Source organism: Alcanivorax sp. IL2 (assembly GCF_047495475.1).
Taxonomy (GTDB): Bacteria; Pseudomonadota; Gammaproteobacteria; order Pseudomonadales; family Alcanivoracaceae; genus Alcanivorax.
In genome coordinates this window covers 3,066,469-3,079,781 of record NZ_CP179932.1, presented here as the reverse complement: position 1 = coordinate 3,079,781, position 13,313 = coordinate 3,066,469, and the positions used below count along the sequence as shown (strand labels likewise).

General features: G+C 57.9%; 15 protein-coding genes and 1 tRNA gene. 12 read left to right on the top strand and 4 right to left on the bottom strand.

Going from position 1 to position 13,313, the window contains the following annotated elements:
- The first annotated feature begins 3 nt into the window (after positions 1 to 3).
- Together ACMG4N_RS14220 and nadA are read left to right on the top strand one after the other, a co-directional pair.
- Entirely contained in the window at positions 4 to 1,263 is a 1,260-nt protein-coding gene (locus tag ACMG4N_RS14220; protein WP_414432131.1) for a class I SAM-dependent methyltransferase, read from the top strand.
- Between the two features lie 147 nt (positions 1,264 to 1,410).
- Positions 1,411 to 2,460 carry a quinolinate synthase NadA gene (nadA, locus tag ACMG4N_RS14215; protein ID WP_414432130.1) on the top strand — a complete coding sequence of 350 codons (1,050 nt, stop codon included), beginning with the start codon at positions 1,411 to 1,413 and terminating at the stop codon, positions 2,458 to 2,460.
- 76 nt (positions 2,461 to 2,536) lie between these two features.
- Here nadA and ACMG4N_RS14210 read toward each other — a convergent pair whose 3' ends face one another.
- A complete protein-coding gene (locus tag ACMG4N_RS14210; protein ID WP_297768457.1) occupies positions 2,537 to 3,967 on the bottom strand; it encodes a M48 family metalloprotease in 1,431 nt (476 codons plus the stop codon).
- A gap of 108 nt (positions 3,968 to 4,075) precedes the next feature.
- Between ACMG4N_RS14210 and ACMG4N_RS14205 the strand changes: the two genes are divergently transcribed.
- Together ACMG4N_RS14205 and ACMG4N_RS14200 are read left to right on the top strand one after the other, a co-directional pair.
- Complete coding sequence (locus ACMG4N_RS14205; RefSeq protein ID WP_035248807.1) at positions 4,076 to 4,324, top strand: sulfurtransferase TusA family protein; 249 nt, start codon at positions 4,076 to 4,078, stop codon at positions 4,322 to 4,324.
- A complete protein-coding gene (locus tag ACMG4N_RS14200; protein WP_297768460.1) occupies positions 4,324 to 5,415 on the top strand; it encodes an AI-2E family transporter in 1,092 nt (363 codons plus the stop codon). The genes ACMG4N_RS14205 and ACMG4N_RS14200 overlap by 1 nt, the downstream gene beginning before the upstream one ends.
- Before the next feature lie 47 nt (positions 5,416 to 5,462).
- Here ACMG4N_RS14200 and bcp read toward each other — a convergent pair whose 3' ends face one another.
- Entirely contained in the window at positions 5,463 to 5,939 is a 477-nt protein-coding gene (gene bcp, locus ACMG4N_RS14195; RefSeq protein WP_297768463.1) for a thioredoxin-dependent thiol peroxidase, read from the bottom strand.
- A 59-nt stretch (positions 5,940 to 5,998) separates the two neighbouring features.
- Positions 5,999 to 6,526 (bottom strand): glycine cleavage system protein R, encoded by a 528-nt coding sequence (locus ACMG4N_RS14190; RefSeq protein WP_297768467.1) that lies wholly within the window; start codon positions 6,524 to 6,526, stop codon positions 5,999 to 6,001.
- Positions 6,527 to 7,174: 648 nt separating this feature from the next.
- Between ACMG4N_RS14190 and dapA the strand changes: the two genes are divergently transcribed.
- The 6 genes from dapA to ACMG4N_RS14160 all read left to right on the top strand — a co-directional run bounded on the left by dapA (position 7,175) and on the right by ACMG4N_RS14160 (position 11,141).
- Positions 7,175 to 8,059 (top strand): 4-hydroxy-tetrahydrodipicolinate synthase, encoded by an 885-nt coding sequence (dapA, locus tag ACMG4N_RS14185; RefSeq protein ID WP_297768469.1) that lies wholly within the window; start codon positions 7,175 to 7,177, stop codon positions 8,057 to 8,059.
- The gene (gene bamC, locus ACMG4N_RS14180) at positions 8,056 to 8,670 is read left to right on the top strand and encodes an outer membrane protein assembly factor BamC (RefSeq protein WP_297768472.1); all 615 of its coding nucleotides are present in this window, start codon (positions 8,056 to 8,058) and stop codon (positions 8,668 to 8,670) included. Before dapA ends, bamC begins: the two co-directional genes overlap by 4 nt.
- 5 nt (positions 8,671 to 8,675) lie before the next feature.
- Positions 8,676 to 9,449: an MBL fold metallo-hydrolase gene (locus tag ACMG4N_RS14175; protein WP_035247881.1), complete on the top strand. Its 774-nt coding sequence runs from the start codon at positions 8,676 to 8,678 to the stop codon at positions 9,447 to 9,449.
- A gap of 25 nt (positions 9,450 to 9,474) precedes the next feature.
- Complete coding sequence (gene purC, locus ACMG4N_RS14170; RefSeq protein WP_297768477.1) at positions 9,475 to 10,191, top strand: phosphoribosylaminoimidazolesuccinocarboxamide synthase; 717 nt, start codon at positions 9,475 to 9,477, stop codon at positions 10,189 to 10,191.
- Between the two features lie 57 nt (positions 10,192 to 10,248).
- On the top strand, positions 10,249 to 10,482 hold the full coding sequence (locus ACMG4N_RS14165; protein ID WP_290508839.1) for a DUF6726 family protein: 234 nt from the start codon (positions 10,249 to 10,251) through the stop codon (positions 10,480 to 10,482).
- Between the two features lie 152 nt (positions 10,483 to 10,634).
- Positions 10,635 to 11,141 (top strand): hypothetical protein, encoded by a 507-nt coding sequence (locus ACMG4N_RS14160; RefSeq protein WP_297768481.1) that lies wholly within the window; start codon positions 10,635 to 10,637, stop codon positions 11,139 to 11,141.
- Positions 11,142 to 11,549: 408 nt separating this feature from the next.
- Here the strand turns inward: ACMG4N_RS14160 and ACMG4N_RS14155 are convergent, their stop codons facing one another.
- Complete coding sequence (locus ACMG4N_RS14155; RefSeq protein WP_297768485.1) at positions 11,550 to 12,095, bottom strand: HD domain-containing protein; 546 nt, start codon at positions 12,093 to 12,095, stop codon at positions 11,550 to 11,552.
- A gap of 301 nt (positions 12,096 to 12,396) precedes the next feature.
- Between ACMG4N_RS14155 and ACMG4N_RS14150 the strand changes: the two genes are divergently transcribed.
- Both ACMG4N_RS14150 and ACMG4N_RS14145 read left to right on the top strand, forming a co-directional pair.
- Complete coding sequence (locus tag ACMG4N_RS14150; RefSeq protein WP_035247869.1) at positions 12,397 to 13,092, top strand: GntR family transcriptional regulator; 696 nt, start codon at positions 12,397 to 12,399, stop codon at positions 13,090 to 13,092.
- Between the two features lie 89 nt (positions 13,093 to 13,181).
- Positions 13,182 to 13,258: transfer RNA gene (locus ACMG4N_RS14145), tRNA-Val, on the top strand.
- Positions 13,259 to 13,313 lie beyond the last annotated feature (55 nt).

The following is a 13,313-nucleotide window of genomic DNA, read 5'->3' as shown; positions in this document are numbered from 1 at the left end:
CGCATGCTGTCTGGCGAAAAAGCCACAACAAACTCATTACAACACAGTGTGACAATCAGCTGGGCACAGTCCGTGGCTCGCAAATTGGTGCTGGCTCGGCTCAACGCTCTGCCGCATGGCGCTCTTCGTATTCACGAACCCGATGGCAATCAGGTCATGCTCGGCAGACATTCCCACGGCGAAGCGGCCATTATCCGCCTGCGTGATTGGCGCACCTATACCATGATGATGAGTGGCGGTGCCCTGGGCGCGGCAGAAGCTTACATGGAAAAAGGCTGGGATAGCCCGGACCTGGTGGCAGTCATTCGTTACTTTGCTGCCAACGTAGATGCCATGAAAGCCCTGGAAGGTGGCATGGCATTGTTGTCCAGGCCGGCCCTGAAAATGCTGCACCGCTATAACCGTAATTCCTTGCAGGGCTCACGCCGCAATATCTCTGCGCACTATGACTTGGGCAACGATTTCTTCAGCCTGTTTCTCGATCGCAGCATGATGTACTCCAGCGCGGTGTTTCCCCGTCCGGATGCCCCGCTGGAAGAAGCTTCCGACTACAAGCTGGAAAAAATCTGCCAGTACCTGTCACTGGCTCCAGGTATGACCTTGCTGGAAATCGGCACTGGCTGGGGCGGTCTCGCCATTCATGCGGCCAAGCATCATGGTGTTCAGGTCACCACCACCACCATCTCCCGGGAGCAGGCTCGCCATGCCCGTGAAAGGGTTCAGGCTGAGGGGCTTGAGGGCAGAGTGACGGTGCTGGAAGAGGATTATCGGGAGCTCACCGGTCAGTATGATCGGGTGGTCTCCGTGGAAATGATCGAAGCGGTGGGGGCGGAGTTTCTGCCGAGCTATTTTCAGGTGCTCGGAGAAAGGCTAAAACCGGATGGCAAACTGGTATTGCAGGCCATCACGGTGCCGGATCAGCGCTACGAGCATGCCCTCAATCAGGTCGATTTCATCAAACGCTATATCTTCCCGGGCGGTTTCCTGCCCAGCGTGTCGGTGATGTGCCAGCATCTGACTAAGCATACCCGCATGGTCGCCACGGAGCTTCATGACATCGGCCATGACTACGCCCTGACCCTGAATCACTGGCGTCAGCGTTTTCTGGCGAACTTGCCGACAGTCCGTGAGTTGGGTTTTGACGAGCGCTTTATCCGTATGTGGGATTACTACCTGTGTTACTGCGAGGGCGCGTTCCTGGAGCGAGCCATCAGTACTGTGCATCTGGTGGCTGCCGGCCCGGACTATCGTCCGGCATCTTGAAAAGCCGCCCGTCCGGGCGCATTTTAACGCTTAAGGGTATCTACGTGGCGCCGCCCCGGCGCCACGTTGTGGTATTATGCCCGCCCTGATTTTCTGGTTATTACCTAAGTTATTGATATCAGGGGGAAACCCCAGGCGGTGAAGCCAATGACTGCAGAGGCACAAGCACTGGTACAGGCCCATCTGGCCAAGGTGGTACACGAAGACTCGCTCAGCGAGGAACAGCGTGCATCCTACCGTCAGCGCATTAAGGAATTGTTACGCCAGCGCGACGCGGTACTGGTGGCCCACTACTATACCGATCCTGAAATTCAGTCCCTGGCGGAAGAAACCGGTGGCTGCGTGTCCGATTCCCTGGAAATGGCCCGCTTCGGCAAGGAGCACCCGGCTTCCACTCTGATCGTGGCCGGGGTCAAGTTCATGGGCGAGACCGCCAAGATTCTCAGCCCGGAAAAACGCGTTTTCATGCCTACCCTGGAAGCGACCTGTTCACTGGATATCGGCTGTCCTGAGGACGAATTTGCCGATTTCTGTGATCAGCATCCGGATCGCACCGTGGTGGTGTATGCCAATACCTCGGCGGCGGTGAAAGCCCGCGCCGATTGGGTGGTCACCTCCTCTATTGCGGTGGAGCTGATTGAGCATCTGGACCGCAACGGTGAAAAAATCCTCTGGGCCCCGGACAAGCACCTGGGCAGCTATGTGCGCGACAAGTCCGGTGCCGATGTACTGTGCTGGGATGGCGCCTGTATCGTGCACGAGGAATTCAAGGCCAAGGGCCTGCAGGATCTGAAAGCGGCCTACCCGGACGCTGCCATTCTGGTACACCCGGAGTCACCGGCGCCGGTGGTGGAAATGGCGGATGTGGTGGGCTCCACCTCGCAGCTGATCAAGGCTGCCTGCGAGATGGATAACGACACCTTCATCGTCGCTACCGACAAGGGCATCTTCTACAAGATGCAGCAACTGGCTCCCGGTAAAACCTTCCTGGAAGCCCCCACTGCCGGCTCCGGCGCCACCTGCCGCAGCTGTGCCCATTGCCCGTGGATGGCCATGAATGGCCTGCAGAACATGCTGGCGGTGCTGGAAGACGACAATGGCATGGGGCAGGAGATCTTCGTGGATTCGGATCTGGCAGATAAAGCCATGGTGCCGCTCAATCGCATGCTGGATTTCGGCAAGTCGCTAAACAAATAGTGCGTGGAAGACGCACGCTACACGCAAGAGCGTCAGGTTTGTGCGTGTGGCGTGCTGCGTGACAGCGTGCAGTATTCTAGAACCTCTCTTCCGATAACCTCTTCATGGTTTGCAGCCGGCCATTGAGCTTGCTGTACAGCGCAAAATCATTTTCCGCATCCCGCAAGGCATATTCCATCTGTTGCATCGCCTGCTGGTCCCTGCCACGCAGGAACTGGCTTTCTGCCCGCGCGTGCAGGGCACGAACCTTGTCGCCGCTGTTGCCGTAGGCATCGGCGGCCAAATCCCAGATATACGGGTTGTTGGGGCGGTCTCCCAGTAACGGTTTGAGTAGCGGCAAGGCCCTGGCCGGTTGCTCACTGCGCAGCAGTGCCTTGCTCAGCAAAATGGACGCCGGGTAATTGTTCGGTGACAGATCCAGCACCCGCTCCGCCTGGCTAATGGCCACGTCGTAGTCGCCCTCGTCCATGGCCACTTCCACCAGACCCAGCCGGAACCACAGCTGGTCCGGGTGCTCCTCGGCGAGTGCCTGCATGATTTTCCTGGCCTGGTCATAGTGGTCAGCACGTAGATAACTCAGCGCCAGTCCATAGCGGGCGGCCTGCAGGCCCAGGGCATTGCGTTCGTTGCTGTATTGACGGAAATGGTCGATAGCATGATCGTCGCCCTGAATGAAGGCCGCCTGCAGTCGTGCCTGTACCAGCAGGAAATGGACAGACGGGGCGAGCCTCGGGGTTGGCAGGGAGCGCGCCCGGGATCGGCTGTCGGAAATACGGCTTTCGGTGACCGGGTGGGTGAGCAGGAACTCGGGCGGATCACCGGAAAAACGCTGGCTGTTGTGCATACGTTCGAAGAAACGAGGCATGGCATCCGGGTCCATACCGGCAGCGACCAGGGTCTGCATGCCCACCCGGTCCGCTTCCCGTTCGTTCTGGCGGGAGTAGGCCAGCTGCGCCTGGATGGCACCGGCCTGGGTGGCGGCGATACCGGCCATGCCGGCTTCACCATCACCGGCAATGGCGACAGCCAGGCTGGCCAGCATGGCGGCCAGCACGGCGGTGTTCATCTTTTTCGAGTCCAGATAACGGCGGGCAAAATGCCGCTGGCTGACGTGGGCAATTTCGTGGGCCACCACGCCGCCCACTTCGTCTTCGTCGCGGGCATTGAGGAACAGCCCGGCGTTAAGCCCGATCACGCCGCCGGGTACCGCAAAGGCGTTAATCTGACGGCTGTTGATGACCACGATGTCCAGATTGGGTTCTTTCAGGTCACTGTAGGAGGCGAGCCGGTAGACCAGGCTTTCCACATATTCCTGCACCAGCGGGTCGGACATGATCGAGGTCTGCCCGCGCAGGCCGCGCAGCCAGCCGCGACCCAGCCGGTACTCCTGGTCGGCGGACATCAGTGCGGCGGTGGGATCACCCAGAACCGGCAAGTCGTCATTGGCGCTGGTGGCTGCCAGCGTGCAGCAACTCAACAACAAGACGGTGCGTAACAAAAACTTCAAGTAAGATGCTCCCGTAAGTATTCGTGCAAGTCGGCACAACCCACCCTTATTCCGTTGTCGGGTTGTGACTATAATGCAGCTAGAGCCGCAACGAATGAAGCCGCCTGTATGAGCGACCAGCCTATCGACCTGCAGATTGATGCCTCCAGCCTGCAATGTCCCATGCCGTTGTTGAAGACCCGGCAGGCGCTGAGACATCTCAAACCGGGGCAGCTGCTGGAGGTGATCGCCACCGATGCTGCTTCCGCCGATGACATTCCTGCCTATTTGAGACAATCCTGCCACGAGCTGGTTCGCATGGGCGAAAATAAGGGCCACTATGCCTTTGTGATTCGCCGTGGCGAACAGGAGAGCTGATGTTACGTATTCTCAAAAACTGGTCCGAACGGTACTTTTCCGATGAGGAGGCAGTATATCTTCTTGTGGTATTGCTGACCGCCGGACTGGTCATTCTGTTTTTCGGTGGCATGTTGGCGCCGGTGTTTGCATCAATCGTGATTGCCTACCTGATGCAAGGGCTGGTTTCCGGGCTGGAGCGTCATGGCATGCGCCGTCTACTGGCGGTGAACCTGGTTTTTACTCTCTTCCTTGGCCTGCTGATCGCGACTCTGGTGGTGCTGTTGCCCATGGTCTGGCGACAGACTCTGCTGCTGGTGCAGGACCAGTTGCCGCATCTTCTCAAGAATGGAGAAACCTGGCTCAGACAGTTGCCGGAACATTATCCGGAAGTGATCTCCATGGAGCAGGTGAACTCCATTGTGTCGGTGATTCAGCGCCAGGTGGCGGAAGCAGGGCAGGGGGTGCTGACCCTGTCGCTGGCGTCTATTCCCAACCTGGTGGAGGTGATGGTCTTCCTGGTGTTGCTGCCATTGCTGGTGTTCTTTTTCCTCAAGGATCGGGAAACCATCATCAACTGGCTGATGCGTTTCCTGCCCCGTCGGCGCCGGATTCTGGATCACGTCTGGCATGAGATGGATGATCAGATTGCCAACTATGTGCGCGGCAAGGCCATCGAGATCCTGCTGGTAGGCAGTGCCACCTTTATTGCTTTCCTGCTGCTGGGAATGCACTACACCGTGTTGTTGGCGGTGCTGGTAGGGTTGTCCGTGGTGGTGCCCTATATCGGCGCGACAGTGGTAACACTCCCGGTGGCGGCTGCGGCCTATGTGCAGTTTGGCTGGAGCGGGGATTTTGCCCTGGTGATGGTGATTTACGGCGTCATCCAGTTTATCGATGGCAATATTCTGGTGCCGCTGCTGTTCTCGGAGGCGGTGAACCTTCACCCCGTAGCAATCATTACCGCGATCTTGCTGTTCGGAGGGTTGTGGGGATTGTGGGGTGTGTTCTTTGCCATCCCGTTGGCGACCTTGATCAAGGCGGTGATCAATGCCTGGCCCAGTCAGTCGGATTACCCTGACCCTGAGCAGAAGGTGCAGGAGGATTCATAGCAGCCAGTTAAGGGGCGCGGTGGCGCCCCTTGCCATGCAGAGTTTCCCTAGATTCCCAGCTCGTCCAGCTCAGCCAGCAGATCCTCGTGATGGCTCTTGGTTTTGAACTTGTCCATTACCTTCACCAGTTTGCCGTCCTTGCCGACGATAAAGGTGGTGCGGATGAGCCCCATGAATTCCTTGCCCATGAACTTCTTCATTCCCCAGCAACCGTATTTTTCCGCGATGGCGTGGTCCTCATCGGACAACAGGGTGAAGTTCAGGTCATGCTTGTCGATAAATTTGGGCAAGCGGGCAACCGGGTCCGGGCTGATGCCGAATACCACTACGCCGCGTTTTTCCAGCTCAGCCCTGGTATCGCGAATGCCGCAGGCCTGGGTGGTACAACCCGGGGTCAGTGCTTTGGGGTAGAAGAAAATCACCACCGGGTTCTTGCCCTTGAAGGATTTCAGTTCAACCGTATTGCCGTCCTGATCAGGCAGCTTGAAGTTGGGTGCCAGATTACCAATCTTGGGATGTGCCATATGGGGTCCGCTTCTCTTTCATGCTGTTGATGGTTTTGCCATGTTGTGTGCTGCGGTGCTTAGCGCTTCGGTGTCATGGTGGCGTCCAGATTGCGCTCCTCACAGAAGTCCAGGAAAGCCTCGCGTAATTCGGCCACTGATTGTTCCGCGTTCATGCTCAGTACCAGGTGAAGGCTGAACATGCTGGTGCCGGTGTGGGGAGCGGCATAGGTGCCGGTATGCAGATCATCGATGTTGATGCTGCGCCGGGAAAAGAAGTTGGCAATTTCGTGGACGATGCCCGGGTTGTCCATGGCCACCACTTCCACCTCGTAGGGTAGGGCGCGGGCCTGCAGATCACGTGGGCGGGTACGTTTCAGGGTTATCAGCAGGTCCAGTTCACCCGCCAGCTTGTCCCGGTCCGTTTCCAGCTGGTCCAGGGTGGCATCGCTGCCGGACACCAGCATCAGCACGGCAAACTCACCGCCCAACACGGTCATGCGAGAGTCGAGGATATTGCCGTTGTGTTCCAGTACTGCCCGGGAAAGGGACTCCACGATGCCCGGGCGGTCTGATCCCAGGGCCGAGATAACGATGAGTTGTTCCATGATGCGCTCCGCAGGCATTGTCTTGTTTGTATTTTGAGAGTTGTGTGATGAGAGTTTAGAGGTTTTCTGCAGAGAGTGCAGAGACCAGAAGACTCATCCTGGGCTGTGGAAATCCTGAAGAAAAACCATGGTAAGGGGTAAGTTACGAGGAGCGAAACGCTGCCGGCGTTGTCTCTAGCCCCGTGACTCGCCTCGCCCTGGTGGTGGGGGAGAGGCTGCCTGGTCCCGCCGGCTCCCTTCCCACAAAGGGAATTGCCGAGTGTCAGGCATCTGGCGTCCAGCGTTTTCGAGGTTTACCATAGCGCCCTCAACAGGCTGCTGAACAACCCGTTGCATGCTCTGCGAGGCCTGAAGGGTGCAGCTGTTGTGTTTTGTCGCAACGGACAGGGTGGTTCCCTTTCCTAGCGACAAAGCGCAGCAGATGGGCCCTTCAGTCCTCGCCCTTCGGGGCTTCCAGGCTAGCCCGCACTCGTTGTTGCCATTTCTCGATGGATGGACATACACCATTCAAAATGGCGCCTAGATTGCGAGTCAGCCTGAAAGCCAGAGCGCGCAACGGGTTGTTCAGCAGCCTGTGTACCCGACGACAGGGTCCGGTGCACCGGAATAATCGCGATTGCGCCGATTGGCGTAAAACAGGAGACAGGCATGATCCGTGGCAGCATTGTAGCGCTGGTAACCCCCATGCGCGCAGACGGAGCAGTGGACTGGGAGCGTTTACGCGCCCTGGTGGACTGGCATGTGGAGCAGGGCACCCACGCCATCGTGGCGGTGGGCACCACGGGCGAATCCGCCACCCTGGGTTTTGAAGAGCACGACAGCGTGATCCGTGAGGTGGTGGCCGCGGCCAAGGGCCGCATCCCGGTGATCGCCGGTACCGGGGCCAACAACACCGAAGAAGCCATCCGCCTGACCCGTGACGCCAAACGTGACGGCGCTGATGCCTGCCTGTTGGTAACGCCTTACTACAACAAGCCGCCCCAGGAAGGCCTCTACCAACATTACCTGGCGGTGGCCCGGGCGGTGGATATTCCGCAGATCCTCTACAACGTGCCCGGCCGTACTGCCTGTGATCTGTTGCCGGAAACCGTGGAGCGGCTGAGCAAGGTGCCCAACATCATTGGCATCAAGGAAGCTACCGGTAACCTGGAACGGGCCCGTGAAATCCGCGAGCGTTGCGGGGATGACTTCATGCTCTACTCCGGTGACGACGCCACGGCCATGGATTTCATCCTGGCGGGCGGCCATGGCGATATCTCGGTGACCGCAAATGTGGCCCCGGCCAAGATGGCGGCCATGTGTGAAGCGGCCCTGGCGGGTGACGCGGACCAGGCCCGTGTATTAAATGCGGAACTTGAGCCCCTGCATCGTGATCTGTTTATTGAAGCCAGTCCGATCCCGGTGAAATGGGCACTGTATGAAATGGGCCTGATTGATCTTGGTATCCGCCTGCCGTTGGTGTCGCTGTCAGAAGCGGCCCAGCCGCGGTTGCGTGAGACCATGCGTCAATGTGGCCTGCTGGAGGTTAAATGAAGAAAGCGGCGTTAACGCTCGCACTGGTGGTATCCGCAGCATCCGGCTGTAGCTGGTTGCCGGACAGCAGCCTGAATTATCGCAATGCGCAAATGCTGGAGCCTATTCAGGTTCCTGAAGACGGCGTATTCATCGGCGAGCAGCCGCTTTATGCAGTCCCGCGTCAGGAAGAACGCCTGGTGGGCCGTGGTGAAGACGAGAAGCGCTTTGAGGTGCCTAAACCGCCCCAGCTGGTGGTTTTGGGTGGCTCTGACGAGGAAGAGTCACAGCAGCCGGCCCCCAAGGATGCGTCCTCGAAGGCGATTCTGGCCCGTGATGGTAACGGCTATCCGATTATCATGATGTCCACCCGCTTTGCCTGGGCCTGGGAGTATGTGGGCGATGCCCTGGGTAACACCGATCTGAAGATCAGCGACCGGGACCGTGAAGTGGGTATTTATTACCTGAAGGTGCCTGAGCGCTACACCCTGGGTGCCAAGACCGCGCAATTGAAGCTGAGCCATACCACCAATGGTATTCAGGTGGCGGTATTGAATGAAGAAGGCTCTGCGCTGGTGGAAAAGACCCCGGGCCAGGCCATCCTTGAACGCATTTTTGAAGAACTGAATTAAGTATTATGAAGCTGGCATCCCTGGGCAGTGGCAGTAAGGGCAACGCCACCCTGGTGGAAGCGGACGACACCCTGGTGTTGATCGACTGCGGGTTTACCGTCAAGGAAACCGAGCAGCGGTTGGCACGACTGGGGCTGGCAGCGGATCAGCTCAGTGCCATTCTGGTAACTCATGAGCACGGCGACCATATCCGTAGTGCCGGAGCGCTGGGCCGCAAGACCGGTTGCCCGGTCTACAGCTCTTTTGGCACCGCCAGCGCGGTGCAGGGCAAACGCACCAGTCTCAGCGGTGCAAACTGGCAGGAAGTGCGGCCGGGGCGTGCCTTTACCGTAGGGGCGTTGCAGATTCTGCCGGTCCTGGTGCCTCATGATGCCCGCGAGCCTTGCCAGTACCGCTTTACCTGGCAGGGCCGCACCCTGGGCGTGCTCACCGACCTGGGGGCCATTACTCCCCATGTGGTAGAGGCTTATCAGGATTGCGATGCACTGGTGCTGGAATGCAATCATGATGCGCAGATGCTGGTTCACGGTCCCTACCCACCGTCGTTGAAACGTCGTGTGGGTGGTATGTTGGGGCATCTGAGCAATGACCAGGCTGCAGCGCTGCTGCGCCAGGCCAATGTGGACCGCCTGCAGCATCTGGTACTGTCGCACCTGAGTGAGCAAAACAACACGTCCCGGCATGCACTGGATGCCATTGAGCGGGTGGTGACCCGCGGGCGTGAACGAATTGGCGTTGCCAGCCAGACGGAAGGGTTTGGCTGGCTGCAAGTACATTAATACTGACCCGAGTAAAGGCCTTTCCATGGAAAAACGCGACGAGTTGTATGCCGGCAAAGCCAAGTCTGTGTACACCACCGATGACGCGGACAAACTGATCATGCTGTTCCGCGACGACACCTCGGCCTTTGACGGCAAGAAGAAAGAGGCGCTGGCGCGTAAGGGAGCGGTGAACAACCAGTTCAATGCCGCCATCATGGAAAAGCTCAAGGCGGCGGGTATTCCCTGTCACTTCGAGCAGATGCTGTCGCCGGTGGAATCGCTGGTGAAAAAGCTGGAAATGATTCCGGTGGAGTGCGTGGTGCGCAATATTGCCGCTGGCTCCATCTGCCGTCGCCTGGGTGTGGAAGAAGGTCTGGAACTGAATCCGCCCACTTTCGAATTCTTTCTCAAGAATGATGATCTGGGTGACCCCATGGTCAACGACTTCCATATCCGCAGTTTCGGCTGGGCCACCGACGAGCAGGTGGCGCAAATGAAAACCCTGACGTTCCAGGTTAACGAGGTGCTCAAGCAGCTGTTTCTGGACGGGGGCATGTTGCTGGTGGATTACAAACTGGAATTCGGCGTGTTTAATGGTGAAGTGCTGCTGGGCGATGAATTCAGCCCGGACGGCTGCCGGCTGTGGGACAAGGACACCCGCGAAAAGCTGGACAAGGATCGTTTCCGCCAGGGCCTGGGTGGCGTGGTGGAAGCCTATGAGGAAGTGGGGCGTCGATTGGGGATGCAGTTTCAATACTGATTCACGGCGTTTCGGTACACGTGCGAACAACACTATGAAGAATAATAAGGAGCAACTATGAAATCGGTAATGCGTCTGGCAGTGGTAGGCCTGCTGGCAGCCACTCTGAGCGGCTGTTTCCTCACCAAACTGGCGACAACGCCCATGCGACTGGTCGGCGCCGCCGGCTCCGTAGTGGGCGCGGTGCTGTCGATTATTCCGGTAGCCGGTAACGCCGCGGATGAAGCGCTGGAGAAAGTGGATGGCGCCATCGACACCACCGCCGACAGCATCGACAAGATCCCGCTGTAATGCTGGCTCCTGGCCCCGCTGACGTCGGGGCCGGGGTTTCCATGCTTGTAATCCGCGAGGGGGTTGTGAAAAATACAGGCTCCCTGGCGCGCTTGCGGCCTGACCAGGCGCAAACAGCCCTGGCTGAATAACAACAATAACCGGAGTTTGCCATGCACCGCTGGCTACTATCCTTCCTTATGCTCATGCCTGTGCCGGCTGTGGCAGATGATCTGCTTATCGGCCTGGGCTACCTCAATGGTCTCGCCGGGTTGAATCTGGAGTGGGCCACCGAGCACAACAGCTTCTACGCCATGCCGGCCCTGTACCTGGATTCCGGTGGCCTCGACACAGATGAACCTCGCTGGGTGGCGGGCTGGCGCCATAAGATGGAGCGTGGCCTGATGTCCGAGAACGGCTTCTACACCGGCCTGATGGCGGGAGATCTGGGCGGTGAGCGCCACTATGAGCGCCTGGGTGTCGGGGTGGAGCTGGGCCACCAGTGGGTGAAACCCTATTCCCGCTGGACCGTTAGTGCGGCGGTAGGAGCCATCGAAGCCCTGGATTGTGACGAGTACAAAGCAGCGTTTCGTTGCGACACCGAAGAAGAGCGCGACAATAACGACCTGGATGTGGAGCCGGTCGTCGTGCTGGGCATCAGCTTCAGCCTGCGGCGCTGATCCCCGAACCTTCCTGCGTTTTCCTTTACAAGTGACTGTGGCGGCTTAATAAAGCCGCACGGGCGCTTGCATTTTTCTGTTTGCTCCGATTCAGGGCAAGAGTTTTGCACAGCGTTTAACCGTTTTTCAGGCCTTGTGTGAATGTTCTTGTCTAACTTGTTGATTTGCGGTAAATGATTGATAAGTTATTGTTTTAAAAGAATTTAATAAAACGGCCATTTTTTCATCATTCTGGGGGAAGGGTAGGAAACATCGGTGCTGGCGGCAGTTCCTGACAGTCTATGCACAAAGTTATCCACAGATGCTGTGAGTAACTTTTTGTGGTCAATATAGTGGCAGCAAACGGGTTTGCCGTGGCATTTGTCGCGTATTCACATTACAGCGTATAGGGCAAACAAGAACCGGGGCTCAGCGTTTCAGCATGGGCAGTGGTCGCCAGGGTTGGCTGAGCAATTGCTGGCCGCTGAGTTTGAGCAGCAGGCGATGAAAGCCCGCGTTGGGGAAGGCCCGTTTGATCAGTCGAACCCGGGCCATGGGGACGCCGAAGCGCATCAGGCCCAGGCTAACATCCATCCAGTCTGCGCGTCGAAACACTTCAGCCAGGTTTGTCGGGTCGTCGTGATAGCGACTGATCTTGTGGTGATTCAGGATCATGGCGCGCACCATGGTGCGATGGTGGCCGAGTTTCTGCTCTTCCAGATAATGTTCCGCCAAGCGGGCAGAGGGCTGGAGATAATCGAACGTGCCGGCCAGCCAGATGCCGGCGTCGTGGAAGAAGGCGGCAATCTCCAGGGCTTCCTGCTCCTGGTCGTCCAGTGTCTTCTGAGCGGCCACCAGATTGATAAGACGGTAGACATGGTTGCGGTAAGGAGTCTGTTGCTTGCCAAAGCGTTCCGTGTACTGATCAAAGAGTGAATCCACACGGGGTAATTGCGTAATCAGGTTTTGGGACATCCTGTGTACCTGGTGATTCTTTATTGTTGTGCCCGCAGGCAGCCTTTCTCTTTCATACTGGCCAGTAATACCACTGAAATCCAGAGGACCGGGGGAAAATTGCGAGCGTGGACACATCTTGTTGCCGGTCATTGTAGGCAATTAGTGTCCAGCTATTGGAGCCCCGTCACCCTTGTTCTATAGTCGGACAAGAATTTTGGGATTGTTCAACAAGCAATGGCGCTGTACCTGTGCCGGCAAGTGCGGTGAGGAAGCAGAGCGTGCTGTTGAACGCTGATAGAGATCCCTCTAAGGAGTACCCGTGAGCTTCAAAGCCAAAGAAAGCCTTTCCGAGCAGATTGCCCAGCACCTGGCCAAGCAGATTATCCATGGTGACATGCTGGCCGGTGATCGTATCCAGGAGTTGCGTGTGGCCGGCGAGCTGGATGTGAGCCGCGGCTCCGTCCGCGAGGCACTGCTGATCCTGCAGCGGCGCCAGCTGATCGATATCCTGCCGCGCCGCGGGGCAGTAGTGAAAGAAATGTCCGAAGCCCATGTGCGCAGCCTCTATGAGGTGATGCAGGTATTGCTGGGGCTGGTGATCCGCAAGGCCATCAAGGTGGTGCGAGAAGAGGATCTGGACGCCTTTATCGAGCTGGTTCATGGTCTGCAGGTGGCAGCGGAAGAGCGGGATCTGGATGCGTTCTTTGTGCTCAGTTTCCAGTTCCTCGAGCATGCTTATCCGTTTGCCCGCAATGTGTTTGTGGAAGATATCCTTATCAACATGCAGCCGGCCATGCAGCGGGCCTATTTTATGGCCCTGCACCTGGAGGCCGACGAAGTGAAGGAATGCCTGTCGTTCTTCAAGGCCCTGGTGGAGACCATCTTCCGCCGGGATGTGCGCTCGGCGCTGGAAATCATCCGTGAGTTCGCCGAGCACCAGTCAGAGCTGGTGGAAGAATCCATCACCCGCGCCCGCCAGATCGAAACCGCCTGGGGATCTCGCCGGCGCAAATAAATTGACCCTTGCCCTGCGCGGCCAAGCTGCATAGAATTGCCACCCTCTTCAGGCACATGGCACCAGCGCGTTGCCCTGAAGGTTGCCATAGAACCGTAGCTCAGTTGGTTAGAGCGCCGCCTTGACATGGCGGAGGTCGGCGGTTCGAATCCGCCCGGTTCTACCAATATTCAGGAAAAAGGGTTTGTCGCAGTGATGCGGCAAACCCTTTTTTCGTTTAG

Excerpts from the sequence above, each read along its gene's own strand:
- ACMG4N_RS14220 (WP_414432131.1), top strand. The coding sequence starts at position 4 with ATGCTGTCTGGCGAAAAAGCCACAACAAACTCATTACAACACAGTGTG.
- nadA (WP_414432130.1), top strand. The coding sequence starts at position 1,411 with ATGACTGCAGAGGCACAAGCACTGGTACAGGCCCATCTGGCCAAGGTG.
- ACMG4N_RS14205 (WP_035248807.1), top strand. The coding sequence starts at position 4,076 with ATGAGCGACCAGCCTATCGACCTGCAGATTGATGCCTCCAGCCTGCAA.
- ACMG4N_RS14200 (WP_297768460.1), top strand. The coding sequence starts at position 4,324 with ATGTTACGTATTCTCAAAAACTGGTCCGAACGGTACTTTTCCGATGAG.
- bcp (WP_297768463.1), bottom strand. The coding sequence starts at position 5,939 with ATGGCACATCCCAAGATTGGTAATCTGGCACCCAACTTCAAGCTGCCT.
- ACMG4N_RS14190 (WP_297768467.1), bottom strand. The coding sequence starts at position 6,526 with ATGGAACAACTCATCGTTATCTCGGCCCTGGGATCAGACCGCCCGGGC.
- dapA (WP_297768469.1), top strand. The coding sequence starts at position 7,175 with ATGATCCGTGGCAGCATTGTAGCGCTGGTAACCCCCATGCGCGCAGAC.
- bamC (WP_297768472.1), top strand. The coding sequence starts at position 8,056 with ATGAAGAAAGCGGCGTTAACGCTCGCACTGGTGGTATCCGCAGCATCC.
- ACMG4N_RS14175 (WP_035247881.1), top strand. The coding sequence starts at position 8,676 with ATGAAGCTGGCATCCCTGGGCAGTGGCAGTAAGGGCAACGCCACCCTG.
- purC (WP_297768477.1), top strand. The coding sequence starts at position 9,475 with ATGGAAAAACGCGACGAGTTGTATGCCGGCAAAGCCAAGTCTGTGTAC.
- ACMG4N_RS14165 (WP_290508839.1), top strand. The coding sequence starts at position 10,249 with ATGAAATCGGTAATGCGTCTGGCAGTGGTAGGCCTGCTGGCAGCCACT.
- ACMG4N_RS14160 (WP_297768481.1), top strand. The coding sequence starts at position 10,635 with ATGCACCGCTGGCTACTATCCTTCCTTATGCTCATGCCTGTGCCGGCT.
- ACMG4N_RS14155 (WP_297768485.1), bottom strand. The coding sequence starts at position 12,095 with ATGTCCCAAAACCTGATTACGCAATTACCCCGTGTGGATTCACTCTTT.